Here is a 17184-nt window from a genome sequence, read left to right as displayed (position 1 = left end):
TTCAGGAAAGAGAGGTAATAACAAAAAAGGTGAGCTTTTTAGGTATAAAAAATATACTTTATTCTGTCCATCGATAAAAGTACTGTTGATTTTGTACTTCAAAATCATCTATTAAATGCATTTAAAATTCATCAAATATCGACAGGAAATTGGTTCGAAGATAAGCCCGTCTTGTCTCTCTTTTATGCTCATAAAAATCTCTTTATCAAAATTTTATAATCTGACATTTAGTCTTCGATATTTTAAGCATAAATGCATAATCTGTTGAAATCAACAGCCTGACAGTGTCTCAATAGACTTGCAATCTACTATCCTTACCAGTCTAAAATCTCTTTAAAATACAATATAATCTTTGATACAATCAAAAATTTTAAACAAAAAAAATCCCGAATTAACGGGACTTTAATTTCTCTATTTACATTTATTTGATCTCTACAGGAACTGAGGTTTTATCCCAATCCATTGTGAATCCATTACCGTTTACTTTATACACCAAAGTTTCCTGTTTTGTCTGTAAAGCTTTTGTTTTTACATCAACACGTAAAGCATCTTTTGCTTCTTCGTATTTATAAGCACCCCATTGTTTTGGCTCTTTGTTAAAAATCGCAGTCCAGGTTCCGGATTCTTTAGGGATTAAGAAAAAGCTGTATTTACCTGCAGGCAGTTTTTTACCCTGAACGGTAATGTCCTTATCGGTTTCGAAAGTAGTTGCTTCATTGGCACCCGCACGCCAAACTTTATTATAAGCTACCAAATCTCCCCAGATTGTACGTTCCTTAACCGAAGGACTGTTATAGGCTATGGTAATAGTTGCATCTTTAATTTTTCCCGTAGCAGTAGCCGGAGGACTGGCAGGTTTTTTAGCCTCCTGTGCAAATGCATTTACTGAAAGCGTCATTGCAGCAAAAACTACGGTAACAGATTTAATCATTGTTTTCATACTATTTTTGTTTGTTGTTATTTATTTACTAATTTACTGCTTTCGGCTTATAAAACAGTAACCCGACTGCAGAAAATATAATGACTGCTCCTGCCCCAATGACATTGAGCCAAAGGAAAGAAACGATATCGAATTGATAAACGGCAATAACCGTAATTTCTGATAAAATTGCAGAAATGAATACATTCGACCCATTGATTTTTTTATAGTAAAAGGCGACAAGGAAAATCCCCAATATTGGACCGTAGAAAAGAGAACCCAATACATTAACCGCTTCAATAAGGGAACCCATCTGAGTGGCAAACATGGCTACGCCGATTGAGAAGATACCCCAGGCTAAAGTGTGCAGGCGGCTGTACTTCAGCTCGGTTGCATCATCAGGAATTTCTTTTTTAAATATCAGGTGAACATCTTTTAAGGAACAGGCGGCAAGGGAATTCAGCGCTGCGGAAATTGAACCCCAGCTGGCCAGAAAAATGACGGCAAACAGTAAACCGATCATTCCTACAGGCAAGGTATTTTTTACGAAATACAGGAAAATATAATTGGTATCCGTTTTCTCCGCATTGTAATTGGAGTTATTGATCGCCTCTTCTACCCTGCCGTGAAGCGCTTTCACCTGGGTTTGTGTGTTTTTAAAATCCTGAATTGTTTTTGTAAGTTGGGGAGAATGAGTCTCTTTCAACTGTAGAATTTCTTTCGATTCTGCATTAAATTTTATTTGCAAATTCTGATGCTCTTTTTCAAATACCGCAGCCTGTTCAGGTTTTGTTTCCTTTAAATGCTGATAAGAGCGTTCGTTAAAATAAATCGGGGCCGGTTTCAGAGAAAAGAATGCGAAAAGTAAGGCACCGATCAGGAGAATAGAAAACTGCATCGGGATTTTAACCAATCCGTTCAATAGTAGGCCCATTTTTGCATTGGTATTGTCTTTCGCCGTAATATACCTTCCGACCTGACTCTGGTCCGTACCGAAGTAAGAAAGTGCCAGGAAAAAACCGCCAATTAATCCGCTCCAGATATTGTATTTATCCTTCCAGTCGAATTCCGTAGTGATTACATTGAGCTTTCCGGATTTCCCCGCCAGATAAAGCGCATCCTTAAAACCAATTCCATTCGGCATATTCTGAATAAGCAGATAACCTGCAAAAGCCATGGTTCCCAGAATAATGAGAAACTGTAATTTTTGGGTATGAGCAATTGCTTTTGCACCGCCAACATAGGTATAAATCAATAGAATGCCACCAGTTAAAACATTGGTTAAATAAATATTCCAGTTTAAAACACTTGATAAGATGATACTCGGAGCATAAATGCTGATTCCTGTTGATAAGCCTCTGGAAAAAAGAAAAAGCAGTGAAGTAAGTACCCTTGTTTTTTTATCAAAACGGTTTTCCAAATATTCATAGGCTGTGTACACATTTAAGCGCTGAAAAATCGGGATGAAAGTGATACAGATCACAATCATCGCCAAAGGCAGACCAAAGTAATACTGAACGAAACGCATGCCGTCTGTATAAGCCTGGCCCGGTGCTGAAAGAAAAGTAATGGCACTGGCCTGCGTAGCCATAATCCCTATAAGCACAATGTACCAGGGCATTTTATTATCTGCTTTCAGGTAGGATTCATTGCTTTTTTGGCCACGACCGATGAATACGCCGTAAACCACCACTGCAACCAATGTAAAAATAAGAACGGTCCAATCTATAGTACTCATGCCCAGGATTTAGTAAACCAATAATAAAATGCGATCTGTAATACTAATGCAACGGCTAATAGTATGTACCAGGTATTCCAGTTTTTAAGTTGTTTGTTCATCAGTTTTTCTGTGCAGATAAAAAGTTTAAAAATAAACGTGCCGCCCCAACATTTCCCGCAGGCAACTGTCTGAAAAATGCCAACGGTGTATAAATAAAATTACCCTTCCCGTATTGGGTATATAAAGTTGATCCCTGCAGAGGCTTTTCATCGGTATCATGCATTTCAAAAAGCGGTTCATACGCCGCATCCCATTGTTCAGGGAAATAGGCGCCACGCTCCTGTACCCAGCCTTTAAAATCATCAGCAGTAATTTTGTTCGGAAAGTTCAGTAACTTATGATTGGGTTTTAAAAACGTAACCGCAGCATTTTCTTCCGTAACCCGCTTATTGGCAATACTGAAATTGTACATCCCCAATTGATCCACTGTTGTATCCTGGTTGGTGTTATACTGCATCACCAGATTACCTCCGCCTTTTACATATGACCATAAAAAAGGCATCCAGCGGCCCAGTTTTTTCTCTGTGTTATTGGCACGGACACCAAGCACGATGGCATCATACTGCGACAGCTTGTTTTGACTTCTGTTTCCACCGGATTCATCTAAGCTGCCATAAAAATCTTCGTCTTTCAAGACCTCTACCTGAATACCTGCAATGCGCAGAAACTCAGGAATAAAATCTCCCGCACCTTCTATATAAGCCACTTTTTTAACCTTCGACTGAATATCACCTTTCATTACGGTTACCGTTGCAGGCGCAAAATACTGTAAAGATGGCAAATGCGGGTACTGAATTAATACTTGTTTTTTATTATACGCTACTCCATCTGCAATATAATTTGCATCCAATTGCAAACGAGACGAATGTATTGAGGCAAGCTTAGTTTTTGGAATAACGTAATTGATAGTAAAATCTTTCCCACTGATCGAATTTAAATCAGCGCCGCCTAATCGTTCACCGTTATACATCAGGTTTAGAGTACCTTTATTGTATTGTCTGTTAGAATTGACCTTAACATTTAAACTCAAATGTAAATCTTCATTTTCTTTGACTAAATAAAGCGGTTGTGTAAATTTAAGTTCCAATGCAGGAACAATGCGCAAGGCTTCGACCACATCACCCCGCACCGGGTCTAATTTCTTGAAAGATAAAGGAAGTTTAACCTGAAAATTTTCAGAACCGATTCTTAAATGAAGTAAAACATTCAGTGGTGATTCTGCCTCAGGCAAACCGATTAAAGTATCATTTGGGACAGAGAAAGTTGCCGCGTTCGTGGCTGGGTTTGACAACCAGTAAGGTTCTGTGAGTGCTGCATCAGCAGGAATCTGAATGTCATGCTGAATGGTAATTAAAGAATCTTTTGATAATTTTCTGTTGAAGCTTTCTGACTGACTTAACCATTTTACATTGTCTAAAACGACAGGATTTACAGCTCTTGAAATCAAATTTAACCTGAAATTGTAATGATCCCCGGCAACAGCTTCAGCCTGATTGGTCACGACCTCGCCCATAAATCCGGCACAGCTTAAAATGATATTGTCAAGAGATTTAATTTTATCCCTTTTCAGGTCTGAATCTTGCAGCGCAATGACCTTCTTTCGCAAAGCAAGCAAAGCAGGCAAGCTAAGGTCTGGCTCGTTGAAGTTGAAAGCAGAAATAATTTTATCTAATGATTGGTCAATATCAGCGTTTCCTTTTCCGGTCCACGTTTTAATGACTCCATCAAAAAGTGTTGCTTTGGCAGGCTCGCCAATAACGTGGGCAAAATATTCTGTTCTGATCCCGGCCACAGACTGTGTTCCCGCACCCTGGCTTTTATGTAAACTTCTGCTTAATCCTGCCAGTTCACCATAGCCCATTCCCAGTTGCGCATCATATTGCCCAACGGTAACTTTCAGTTGATTTTCAGCTGTCGTATTAACCCCGCCAAATCGGAAAGTATTCCACAATACACGTTTTGGCTGCCATGCATTAACATATTTCAGCTGTTCCGGGAAAGCCGTTTTATCTCCTGCCAGCTTAAAAGCTTTTTCCGCAACCACGGCCGAAGCCGCATGTTGTCCGTGGCCTGCCGCAGCAGTAGGAGGAAAACGACAAATGATAACATCCGGACGGAATTTACGGATTACCCAAACCACATCCGCTGTAATGTTGTCTGCATCCCATTGTTTAAAGGTATCGGTTGTATTTTTAGAGAACCCGAAATCAATCGCACGGGTAAAAGACTGTTGGGCGCCGTCTAACTTTCTTGCCTCTAAAAGCTCATGCGTTCTGATTAAACCCAATGCAGCCCCCTGCTCTGTGCCTAATAAATTCTGACCGCCATCACCTCTGGTTAAAGACAGATAGCCCGTTTCAACATTTTGGTCGTTGATTAACCAGGAGAGCAATCCTGTATTTTCATCATCGGGATGAGCGGCAAGGTATAAAACTTTAGGTAAGTGTTTAAGGGTTTTGAGTTCGCGGTAAATTTCAGATGATTTTGAGGGCCGAACCTGTTGGGCCGAACAAAAAATTGTATAAAAGCCAAGAATAAATACAGTGCTTACTTTTTTGAACATTTAATTTTACTTTGCAGGGCAAATATAAGTAAATCATCTTTCTTTCAACCTCAAAAGAAAAAGCACTTAGTAATTCCAAACATTCTATTATATTCTGCTTAAAATCTTTATGTGAAGATAAAAGACAACCAGGATGTAAAGATAACAGATCTTTGTTATGAAAAAATAAGAAGACCACCCAAGGCAGTCTTCTCTTAACAATTATAAATTTCAGTGCTGTAAAGCATCTCTCTTTAGAAAATCTTCGATTGCAGAATTTTCTATCTGAGGATTAGCCCCGGGGTGACAGGCAACAATTGCACCCACTGCGCTTGCAAAATCTAAAGCTTTCTGCGGATCACCATCACTTATCAGTTTGGTAATCAGGGCTGCCAAATAAGAATCTCCTGCCCCTACCGTGTCAACAACTTTAACAGTAAAGCCATTATGATAATGGAAAGAATTCTCCCATAGTAAAATAGAGCCATGTTTACCTCTGGTCACACAGATGCCTTTTGAATTGGTTGTTTTGGCAATAAACTGAATGTTATCTTCTAAAGTATCGGACTGAAACCCTAAACCAGAAGCAATTTCCAGAATTTCATCATCATTGAATTTTATAAAATCAGCTTCGTCCATGAGTTCTTTCAATAATTCAATCGAATAGTATGGAGGTCTGAGGTTAACATCAAAAATTTTATACATTCCCGGGTTACTATGGAGAAGCTCCAAAAGCGTATTCTTAGAAACTTCATTCCTGCATACCAAACTTCCGAAAAAAAAGATATCCGTTTCTAAAACAGAACTTCTGATACTTTCATTGCCTTTTATAAAATCCCATGCACTTGGAAATTTGATATCATAAGTAGCAGAACCGCGTTCATTAAGATAAACCTGTACCAATCCAGTCTCATGCTCCGGATCAGTCATTACATTATTGATCTCTACACCGTTATCTTCGATATATTTCTTAAGATCCTGTCCATTTTTATCGTCACCAACGGCACTGATAATCGTTGTGGTAAATCCAAAAGAGCGGGTTCTTAATGCTAAATTAAGAGGAGCTCCACCTACTTTCTTTTCTTCTCCAAAAACATCATACAGTATTTCTCCGAAGCTTACTATTTTCAGATTTGTTTTCTTAAACATTTTTAAGGTTTTTATTTTTTAAATTTAAAATATTCAATTTAATACAGGCAGTTATTTGTTTTTTAGTACCCATTATTTTGTTTATACAGGCCCTGACTGAAATTAACCTGTGCTAAAGGAATTGGACAGTACTCTTCCTTTCCATGGTCGAAAGCTGCTTCACTATAATAGCTTCTTTTGGTTTTTTCTACTGCAAAATAACTATTCATCGTTTCTGTTGCAATACCCCATCTTACAAGATCAAAGAAACGGCTTCCTTCCATCGCAAATTCCATTCTCCTTTCCCAACGTAAAGCTTTTCTTGCAAAATCCTGACTCCATACACAGTTTACCCCGGGCTCATATTCATGGATCAGGTTATTGTCGGTATAGCCGCCTGTAAAATGATTACTTGCAGCAGCTCTTTTCCTTACCTGATTAATCAGCGGTAATGCTGCCTGATGCTGCCCCATTTCTATTAGTGCCTCTGCTTTGATGAGCAATACGTCAGAATACCGGATGATAATCCTGTTTTTTGAGTTTCCATAGAATGGATCTATATTGACTGAACAGCTGCAGCCTGGTGGGACATTTTCCTTTAAGGAAGCATAATATCCATATGTACCCGGGCTTCTGACCCAGCTTTCCTGATAGATCTTGTTTTGGTCATATTTCCATGGAAGACCGGGCATGGCCACGGTATGGTAGAGTCTTGGATCGACTGTGAAATTCTCCAAATGATGATAATCAACATCCGTTTCATTATAGTTATCAAACATGGGTAAACCTTGTGCATTGGTCTTAAACGCATTGACAAGATTCTGACTTGGCTTGTGGAAGTCACAGCATCCCAGCCCTTGCGGCAGTGAAAGAACATCACCGTAGTTTAATCTTCCGAAAAGTGTTCCGTCGTCATCAGAATATTGGATGGAGAAAACGGATTCAGGTCCATTCTCATAACCACCAGGCATAAAATTATTTCCAAAATCTGATTCCAGCGAATAATTTCCGATAACCTGATTTGCTGCATCAACTGCCTTTTGAAGGGTAGCTTTGTTGATCGTAGTGATCCCATAATTATCATCCTGTTCATATGCCTGATATAATCTGACTTTTGCGAGATAAGCATACGCTGCACTTTTCTTTGGTCTCCCCACCTCTTGTTGTGCAGCAGGCAGATACTGGGCAGCATACTCAAAATTAGAGGCGACAGCATTCCAAAGCTCCTGATCCGTCATTGCTCTGTTTGAGACGTTCTTATATTCTTCTATGGGTGTGGTTTCATCTACATACGGAACATATTTGTATAGAATTTTAAGCATGAAGTAAAAATGTCCTTTTATAAATTTCATTTCTGCAATCCTTTTCTGCTTGTTGGGATACTCCGCGTCGGATAATTTATTGAGAGCTACAATTGCTTTATTGGCTCTTGAAATTCCTACGTAGTTGAGATACCACAGTTTATCTAATTCCCCAAAATCTGAACGGATATTATTTGATATCTCAAAAAAATGGAATGTCTGAAGATCATTGGTTCCGCTTCCTCCCTTATAGGCATCGTCCGAACGCACATTCCCATAGGGCCATAAACTAAACGGGGTATCATAATGATCATTGCCCAAAGAAGCATAGGCTGCATTGACAAAGCCATCTACATTTTTTGGTGTGACCACATCAGATTCTGATAAGACGCCCCTGGGTTCATAGTCCAAAAAATCATTACAGGAAAATGTTGATCCAAGTAACAGCGCACAGGAGATGATTACAATTATATTATTTTTCATTTGAATGATGTTAAAGGTTATAATGAGATGTTTACACCAAAATTAAAGGTGATGGGAAGCGGGTACCCAAAAGCCGGTGTTTCGGGATCCACTCCGGTAAAACTTTTGGATTTTATGGTCCAGAGGTTCTGTACACTTGCATACAGCCTGAAATTGGTAATATTGTAGCTATCCGTTATAGATTTAGGTAATGAATATCCTATCTGCAGCACTCTAAGCTTCAGGTAACTGCCATTCTCCACATAATAGCTTGAAAATCTCGATTCTGCATTTTTGTCTACTGTCGTTAATGCAGGAATGGTTGAATCAGGATTTTGAGGAGACCAGGCATTGAGTAATCTTGTTCCTTTATTGGATCCCACATCATCTACACTCCAAAAGTCGGTCTGGTATTTTTTCGTATTGATTACATCTACATCTCCAACCCCCTGCCAAAATGTTGAAACATCAAAATTTTTGAAGCTTACATTGATGTTTAAGCCATAAGTAAATCCTGGGTTTGGGTTGCCTATCCATGTGCGGTCCTGGTCGTTAATGATACCGTCACCGTTAAGATCGGCGTAGCGTATTCTACCTAATCCTTTTCCTGGCTGTTCTGCTGAGTTATCCAGTTCGCTCTGTTCGCGGAAAAGTCCATCCGCAACATAACCATACATTGAATTGATCGGTCTCCCTAAAATGTTATCTGTAGTTCCATTTCCACCATAATTATTTTTAACTTCATCAGGAAGCTGCGTAATCTTATTCCTGTTCATCGAAATATTTCCCGAAACTTCATACTTCAGCCCAAAATCTGTGGAATTTTGATAGGCTAAAGAAAATTCGATCCCTTTATTTTCCATTGAGGCCCCATTAACCCAGCGATTTCCTCCTTCTCCAATAATGGCCAGATAGGGCGGTAATACCAAAATATCATCCGTATTTTTTTTATAAATATCGACACTTCCGGTAAGTTTTTGCCCGAAAAAGCCAAAGTCTACGCCTAAATTGGTTTGTGTCGTGGTTTCCCATTTCAAATCATCATTTTTGCTTTGAATGGCAATAAAGCCTGAATTGAGCAGACCACTTCCGGCGCCGGAAATATCATAGGCCGTTCCAAAAGAAGTATTCCAGGTAGGACTGTCTCCCGCATAGCTTGCGAGGTATAAAGCATAGATAGCTTCATTACTGATCTCCTGGTTACCCGTTTGTCCCCAGCCAGCTCTAAACTTTAAATCAGAGAAAAAAGGTAAAGTGTTTTTAAAGAATTCTTCTTTACTGATTTTCCATCCTGCTGAAAATGCAGGAAAGGTTCCGAAACGATTATTTTTACCAAATCTGGAAGACCCGTCGTATCTTATTGTTGCAGAAAATAAATATTTCTGATCATAATCATAAGTAAATTTACCAAAATAGGAAAGCAGGCTATACCGTGTAGAGGTTCCGCCATTATAGGCCTGTCCTGTTCCTGCGCCAGGATACATATAATCCGGATCTTCAATAAGAAACCCTTCTTTTCTCAGCCATGTATTGTCATAGGTTTCCTGATACATTTCCGTGCCGGCCAGAACATCGAAGCTATGATTACCTGCCTTCGCTATATATTGTGCAGTATTGGACCAAGTCCATTTTTCATTCGTAGACTGGTCAATATTTACCGCATTTTTGTCATTCTGGAGATATCCCGAAACGTAACTGCGCTGTAAATTACGTTTATAATAGTCCGAATAATCTATTCCAAAACTGGATTTAAGACTGAGATTTTTAATGGGCTGAAGTTCTGCATAGATATTTCCAAAAAGACGCAGGTTTTTATAGCCATTGTCTTTATTATATTCCAGCAATCTCACCGGATTTTGACGATCATTCATTCCGCCGACGGGCCCGCCCCACCCGATTCCATCAACCGTATGCACTGGAATTATAGGTAATGCCCGCAGTGCAGGATCCAACACTCCCGGATCAATTGTTTCGTTCGTTTTATTGATCGTAAAGTTTTCACCGATCTTTAACTTTCCATCAAAGAAGTTGTAAGAAGTGTTGATACGGGCGGATATTCTTTTAAAATCTGTCAGCTTTACAATTCCGTCATTGTTATAATATGCCATGGAAAAGAAATAGGACCCCTTATCAGAACTGCTGGATACTGCCAGATCCAAAGAAGTGGCCTGCCCTGTTCTGGAAATTTCATCGTACCAATTCGTATTGGCGGATTTGATTGTTTTTGCAGCATCCAGATACTCAGGAATATTGATCTGATTTAAGACCGCAGATCCATTCTGCATTTGCCAATCAAAGTTATAGCTTAGGTTATTGGAGTTAGGATCAATTCCATCATTTATATTGGCCTGCCAGAGTACCTGGCCGAACTGCTTGGCATCAAGTACTTCTGTTTTCTTTGCATATTGTGAAAAGGCAGTATAGTAATTTAAGTCAATCCTCATTTTACCTTTTTTACCTTTTTTTGTAGTTATGATAATCACACCGTTTGCAGAACGTGAGCCATAAATACTAGCAGATGAGGCATCCTTAAGGACCTGCATGGACTCAATATCATTAGGGTTCAGTTCCTGCATTCCTGCTTTTGTAGGAACTCCGTCGATCACATACAATGGATCCGTATTGTTGAGGGTCCCTACCCCACGAATTAATACTTTGGTATTTCCTCCCGAAGGTGAACCGTCCGAAGTAATATTAACCCCAGCAATTCTTCCCTGCATGGATTTGATGGGATTAGGTTCAGTCTGTTTGTTCAGGTCTTTCATATCAACTACGGAAACCGCGCCTGTGATATCAGCTTTTTTCTGCTTGGTATATCCCGTTACGATGACCTCATCTATGCTTTTTATTTTCTCTGCAGCTAAAACGATGTTCAGTACCGTTTTTTCATCCACTACTACTTTCCGAGTAGAATAATCCGGATAAGTGAAAATTAAAGTGTTTCCTTTTTGCAGGTCATTGATCTGAAATGCACCGCTACTGTCTGTTGTGGTATTGACTCCTGTTTCCGAAACGGTCACGATAACCCCGCTCAACGGTTTCTGGTTTGAGGAAACCACCTTTCCTTTTATCACTTCCTGCGCAAATACATACGAAAAAGGAAGAAGACAAAAGGCGATGGCTATTTTGTATTTCTTCATACTATAGTTTTTACTTGATATTAAGCTGATGAGCATTGAAGTTCACTGTACTTGCTGTGGTATCTGTGGATAAGCTTAATTCCGAAAAGCCTTCATTTGGAAAGAAGATCTCGGTCATTACCTTTTCGCCGTTATTGAAGAAAATTTCAATGGAAGTTTTATCCAATACAATTTTGAACTTTGCGTTTTGATAGCTTTTTGCTAATGGTGCTTTTGAAATCCTGTCTGCAAAACTGTTCTTAAAATCGATTTTCCCGGATTTTGTACGGTCAACAAAAAGTTCACGCTTATTATTATCAATTCCGAAAATTAGCTGTTCTCCCAATGAATTTTTCAAAGTAAAAGTGTAAACGCCTTTCGTCATTTTCTTGAAATCAACATCGATAACTGCTTTGGAAAGATCTATTTCTCCTTTGCCTATAAGCTTTTTATCAGAACCAAGGTTAATTTCTTTTTTAACTGTCTTTCCTTCGTAATTTTTAAGCTGGGAAACAGGAATATTTTTCAAAATGTAGCCATCTTTTGACCTTTTCAAAGTCACTTCACGAGGAATAGTAGAACTTCCTCTCCATTTTTCCGTAGGCACATCCGGTGAATAGTCCCAGTTTGACATCCATCCGATAATCACTCTTTTATTCTCCGGAACGTTATCAAAAGAGACACTTGCATAATTATCACGCCCCCAATCCAGCCAGACCACTTTTTCTTTTTCGAGCTGCTTTGTAAAAACATCATCCATTTTGAAGGTTTTTCCGTCAAAATCTCCTACAAAATACTGCGCGGCAGAACCACCGTTCGGACCACCCGGATTGATGTTAACGATAAGCACCCATTTTTCTTCGTTGGTTCCTTCTACCTTTATCGGAAAAAGATCCGGACATTCCCAAACGCCGCCGTGTCCGCCGAAATCTTTACCAAATTCTGAGAGGAAGGTCCAGTTTTTCAGGTTTTTTGAGCCATAAAAATGCTGCCTGTCCTGAGCTGCTACTACCATTATCCATTGCTTACTGTCCTTTTCCCAAAATATTTTAGGGTCGCGAAAATCCCTTATTCCTGGATTTTTAAGCACTGGGTTATTGCTATATTTCGTCCATGTTTTTCCTTTGTCTAAAGAATAGGCCATTCCCTGACTTTCGACGTCAATTCGATTGGCTTTTTCTTTATCCATATCATGATAAGTAAAAATTGCTACAATCGGTACATTCTTTCCGTCTCCCAGTCCTGAAGTATTATTTTTATCAACTACAGCGCTACCGGAGAATATGTATCCCATTTGATCAGGGTATATCGCGATGGGCTGATTTTCCCATTTTACCAAATCTTCGCTGGTCGCATGCCCCCAATGTAAAGTTCCCCATTTACTGTTCGCAGGATTATGTTGAAATAATAAGTGATATGTTCCATCAAGATAAAACATTCCGTTAGGATCATTCATCCATCCTTTTTCTGGTGTGAAATGATAGTTGGGTCTGTATAGCTGCTCTTCTTTTGAAAGGACAGATGTTCCTTGCGCTTTACAAGTATAAAAGAATGCAGATAGTGCTAAAATAGCGTAGCTTAAATTTTTCATATATTTATTTTGTTAATTTTTGACTTAATTTTTCAAGAGAAATTCCTTTAGTCTCCGGCATCATGAAGATGACGAACAGAAGTTGGAAAACCATCGATATGGTAAAGATCAGGAATACACTTCCTGCTCCGATTGTAGAAAACAGCATTGGAATAAGGGAAGGGATAATAGCAGCAAGAACCCAGTGTGTGGAGCTTCCAAATGCCTGCCCTGATGCCCGGAGATGATTGGGAAATACTTCTGAAATAAAAACCCATATTACAGTTCCCTGACCAATGGCATGGGCAGCAATGAAAAGAAACAGAAATATAGGAATACTGATCCCTGACCAATGCAGATAAAACGCCAGTGTGACCAATCCCAAGGAGATGATATACCCTATCGAACCGATGTACATTAATGTTCGGCGGCCGACCTTATCAATTAGTGAAACTCCTAAAAGAGTGAAGATCATATTTGTTATTCCTATCCCTATACTGCTCAATAATGCTGTTTTTTCACCCAGACCCGCTTCACCGAAAATTCGAGGTGCATAGTATAAAAATGCGTTGATACCGGACATCTGATTGAAGAAGGCAACCAGAAAGGCCAGAATAAGAGGGAAACGGTATTTTTTCATGAAAATATTTTCCTTAGGAGTCTCTGCATTGTTGTTTTGGATCTGAGATATAAGAATCTCAGGATCTTCATCCGGACTGATCGTCTTGAGAACACTTTTGGCTTCATCAATTCTGAATTTTGAAATAAGCCATCTTGGGCTTCTGGGTATGGTTAAGACAAAAAGTGTATATATAACAGCCGGTATGGTCTGTACACCCAGCATCCATCTCCAGTCATTATCCCCAATTCCACTGATCAGGTAATTTGACAAGAATGCGACTAAGATTCCGAGTACAATATTGAACTGATATAAAGAAACTAATCTTCCACGGTCTTTTGCAGGGGCTATTTCTGAAATATAGGTAGGTGCTGCAACAGTAGAAGCTCCAACTCCCAAACCTCCCATGAACCTGAAAAATGCAAAAGTATAGGGGTCATTTGATAACGCAGTGCCAAGAGCTGAAATTGCGTAAAGAATTCCAATGACAAAAAGGGTGTTTTTTCTTCCGAATTTATTCGTAGGAATTCCTCCGAAAATAGCCCCAACTACCGTACCCCATAGGGCCATTCCCATGACCACCGCTCCATGAAAAGCGTCCGAGCTCTGCCATAATAGCTGAAGCTTTTTATCTGCTCCGGAAATAACGACGACATCAAATCCAAAAAGAAATCCAGCTAAAGCTGCCGTAATAGACCAAATTGTAATTTTATTCATTTTAAGACAATATTTGTTTTGCCCTAAAATATTTTGAGAATGCGGTCTGATGATTTAGTATTGATTCAAACTACTTTAAAAATGTTAACCAAATATTAATTATATATTAACACCCAAATAATCAACAATTTATAAACATGAATAATATTTTAGTGATGATCATAATTATAAAAATGTAACATCCTTTTTCAAAAATGTTACATAGATATTCACCTGCTTAATACTTTGCCCTATTAATGATCTGTAGATGATTTCCTAAAAACATTAGGGGAAGTCCCATATTTATTTTTGAATGCTGTAGAAAAATAATTGGGAGAAGAGAATCCGCTTTTATAGGCGACCTCTGATATCGTTAATTGAGTGCCCAGCAGCATGGTCTTGGATTGCTCCAAACGGAAATTATTGATGTAATCACTTACACTTTCGTTAAATATTGCCTTGACTTTACGGTATAGCTGCACTCTGGAAACATGCATAGATTCAGCAAGATTTTCAACTGAAAAATCAGCATTGTCTAGATTTTCGTGAATATATCTGTTGAGATTACTTACAAATTGCTGTTCGAGATCGCCAAAAGGTTTTGCTCCGCTGGATACCCGGCTGATATTATTGGTGTAGTAATACCTAAGCTTTTCCCTATTGAACAATAAAGATTTTATGGACTGCATGAGGATCGGATAGTTGAAGGGCTTTGTCAGATACAAATCAACGCCAGACTTTAATCCTTGCAGGTAAGACTCCTTGTTATCCATTGCGGTAAGGATGATCGTAGGAATGTGTGAAGTTCTAAGATCTTTTTTAAGAATTTCGCAGATTTCAAAGCCATTTTTATCGGGAAGGTTTACATCACAGATGATAATATCAGGAATAGAGGTCAATGCACTTTCAATCGCATCTGTTCCGTCTGATAATAAAACATCAAACTCATTTTGGAATCTACTTTTCAGAAAAAGTAACAGGTCTTTATTATCTTCAATTAATAAAAGTGTGAAACGTGGTTCGTCGGGATTTTTATTTTCAATAAGCTCAGGTTCAAAAGAAACATATTCTGGTTCCTGTGCCAGCAACGATGCATCTATCATGTCCGGTTCGCGGATAAGCTGATCCTCGTTAAAATGCTTATTGCCCTTAAATAAGGTAACAATAAATTCGGTACCTTGTAAGGAAGTAACTTCAATTTTCCCTAAATGCAGCCCTACCAATTCCTTTGAAAGATGCAGTCCAATACCAGAGCTGTTCTTACGGTTGTTGGAACCCTTAAAATAAGGTTGGAAGACATTCTGTAATTCATCTTTGGGGATGCCTATACCATTATCTTTGAAGTGAATCGAAACCTGGTTGCCTTTTTCAAAAATACTGATTGTAATTTTACCATTATCAGGCGTAAATTTAAATGCATTGGAAAGCAGATTGAAGTAGACTTTGTCCATCAGATTTCGGTCAATAAAAACATCCTGATTTTTGTTGTTGGATGTAATATCAAATTTGATATTTCTCTTTTTAGCCTCATTTTCAAAATCTCTAAATATGGAATATGAAAAATCATAAATATTGGTCTGCGAAACGCGGAGATTAAATGTTTTACTTTCCACTTTTCTAAAATCCAAAAGATTATCAATCAACCTTAGAAGCCGATTTGAATTTTTATGGATCATTTCCAGTTCATACGATGATTTTTTCACCTGTGCTTTATCATTTTCTTTAAGAGACTCTAAAGAACTCAGAATTAACGTAATTGGTGTTTTAAATTCATGAGAAATACCTGTGAAAAAATTGACCCGTGCGTCATTACTCTCCTTCAGCTCATCGGCAATATGCTCTATCTGATTCCTCTGAATGGTAATTTTCTCATTTGTCAGTGTAAGTTGTTTATTTTTATATTTCACTGCATAAATGAGATAAATACAATATGCTACAGAGCACAGCAATGTCGTTAGCAAAACAATAGACCATTGCAACAGTATGTTTTGGGATGAATACAGCGTTGTTGTCTTTTCTATAGCCTGCACCTGATGCTCAATAGTGCCTTGCTGTGCCATAATTCGGTCGAGCTGGTTCTTCATAATTTCGGCATTGAACTGATCAATAACCGTTGTTCCAAGTGTTATTCTCTTAGGAACCGCAGTTCCTTGATGTATTTTAATGGCTGTTTCTATTGCTTCAGCGCCACCTGTCGGGTATAGCAGTGTAGCACTTAGCTTTCCATCCATAACCATTTGTATTCCTCCATCTTTGGTATTTAAACCGTCTACACCAATGAACTTTATATTGTTTTCCAAACCCATATTACGGGCTACTGACCACGCCTGCAAAGCCAGTTCGTCATTAAAAGCAAAAACATATAGTTTTTTTTGACCCAGGGACTGTAATGTATTCTTAAATTTTTCGGCAGGAAATCCTTTATAGCTCTCCAGAAGATGGGCACTAGAATGCTTTTTTATGACTTCATGAAACCCTTTGCTCCTTTCCACCGAGGGAGAAGAATTATCATCACCCTGGATTTCCAGAATTTCTGTGTTTGCCTTGGAATCAGAAATGATAAACTTCGCTGCTGACCTCCCAATTTCAATATTATCCCCACCAATATAAGTCGTATATTTTTCGGAGGCTATTTTTCTATCCAGTAAAATAACAGGAATCCCTTTGTCAAAAGCTTTTTCTATAATCGGAACAAGTGATTGGGAATCAATTGGGGAGATCATAATGATGTCCTTTTTTTGATCAATCATCGTCTGGATATCAGAAATCTGCTTCTTTACCGACTTATCTGCCTTCATAACGGTAAGATCAACGTCATTATGTAAAGAAGCCTGTATTTGCATTGCATGATTCATCGCATCCCTCCATGGATGGTTGCCCAATCCCTGAGAAAAACCGATTCTCATTTTTTCAGGATTTTTATTATTGCTGCAACTGGAAAAGAAACCTAAGAAGAATATGAGCAATAAATAGAGAAAAGTAGTTTTTAGTTTCATTAGATTCTGGTCAGTATTTTATTAGCCTTTTTCCGTCAAAGTTGACTAAAAA

Annotated in this window: 9 protein-coding genes; all 9 read right to left on the bottom strand. The window is 38.6% G+C overall.

Annotated features, from left to right (window positions below):
* Positions 1 to 421 precede the first annotated feature (421 nt).
* The 9 genes from J4Q03_RS17825 to J4Q03_RS17785 all read right to left on the bottom strand — a co-directional run bounded on the left by J4Q03_RS17825 (position 422) and on the right by J4Q03_RS17785 (position 17042).
* On the bottom strand, positions 422 to 940 hold the full coding sequence (locus tag J4Q03_RS17825; RefSeq protein ID WP_426049473.1) for a DUF2911 domain-containing protein: 519 nt from the start codon (positions 938 to 940) through the stop codon (positions 422 to 424).
* Between the two features lie 28 nt (positions 941 to 968).
* Positions 969 to 2657: a sodium:solute symporter gene (locus J4Q03_RS17820; RefSeq protein WP_426049472.1), complete on the bottom strand. Its 1689-nt coding sequence runs from the start codon at positions 2655 to 2657 to the stop codon at positions 969 to 971.
* 100 nt (positions 2658 to 2757) lie between these two features.
* Positions 2758 to 5262 (bottom strand): PIG-L family deacetylase, encoded by a 2505-nt coding sequence (locus J4Q03_RS17815; RefSeq protein ID WP_426049471.1) that lies wholly within the window; start codon positions 5260 to 5262, stop codon positions 2758 to 2760.
* A gap of 210 nt (positions 5263 to 5472) precedes the next feature.
* Entirely contained in the window at positions 5473 to 6390 is a 918-nt protein-coding gene (locus tag J4Q03_RS17810) for a carbohydrate kinase family protein (protein ID WP_426049470.1), read from the bottom strand.
* A 62-nt stretch (positions 6391 to 6452) separates the two neighbouring features.
* Complete coding sequence (locus tag J4Q03_RS17805) at positions 6453 to 8153, bottom strand: RagB/SusD family nutrient uptake outer membrane protein (protein WP_426049469.1); 1701 nt, start codon at positions 8151 to 8153, stop codon at positions 6453 to 6455.
* 17 nt (positions 8154 to 8170) lie between these two features.
* On the bottom strand, positions 8171 to 11272 hold the full coding sequence (locus J4Q03_RS17800) for a SusC/RagA family TonB-linked outer membrane protein (protein ID WP_426049468.1): 3102 nt from the start codon (positions 11270 to 11272) through the stop codon (positions 8171 to 8173).
* A 10-nt stretch (positions 11273 to 11282) separates the two neighbouring features.
* Positions 11283 to 12842, bottom strand: a complete 1560-nt coding sequence (locus J4Q03_RS17795) for a glycoside hydrolase family 32 protein (protein WP_426049467.1) — start codon at positions 12840 to 12842, stop codon at positions 11283 to 11285.
* 4 nt (positions 12843 to 12846) lie between these two features.
* Positions 12847 to 14157, bottom strand: a complete 1311-nt coding sequence (locus J4Q03_RS17790; protein WP_426049466.1) for a sugar porter family MFS transporter — start codon at positions 14155 to 14157, stop codon at positions 12847 to 12849.
* 233 nt (positions 14158 to 14390) lie between these two features.
* Positions 14391 to 17042, bottom strand: a complete 2652-nt coding sequence (locus tag J4Q03_RS17785; RefSeq protein WP_426049465.1) for a substrate-binding domain-containing protein — start codon at positions 17040 to 17042, stop codon at positions 14391 to 14393.
* Positions 17043 to 17184: the final 142 nt, after the last annotated feature.

The sequence above is a fragment of the Chryseobacterium sp. NFX27 genome (genome assembly GCF_049887855.1).
In the GTDB taxonomy this organism is placed as follows: Bacteria; Bacteroidota; Bacteroidia; order Flavobacteriales; family Weeksellaceae; genus Chryseobacterium.
This window is presented reverse-complemented; position numbering and strand designations above follow the sequence as displayed.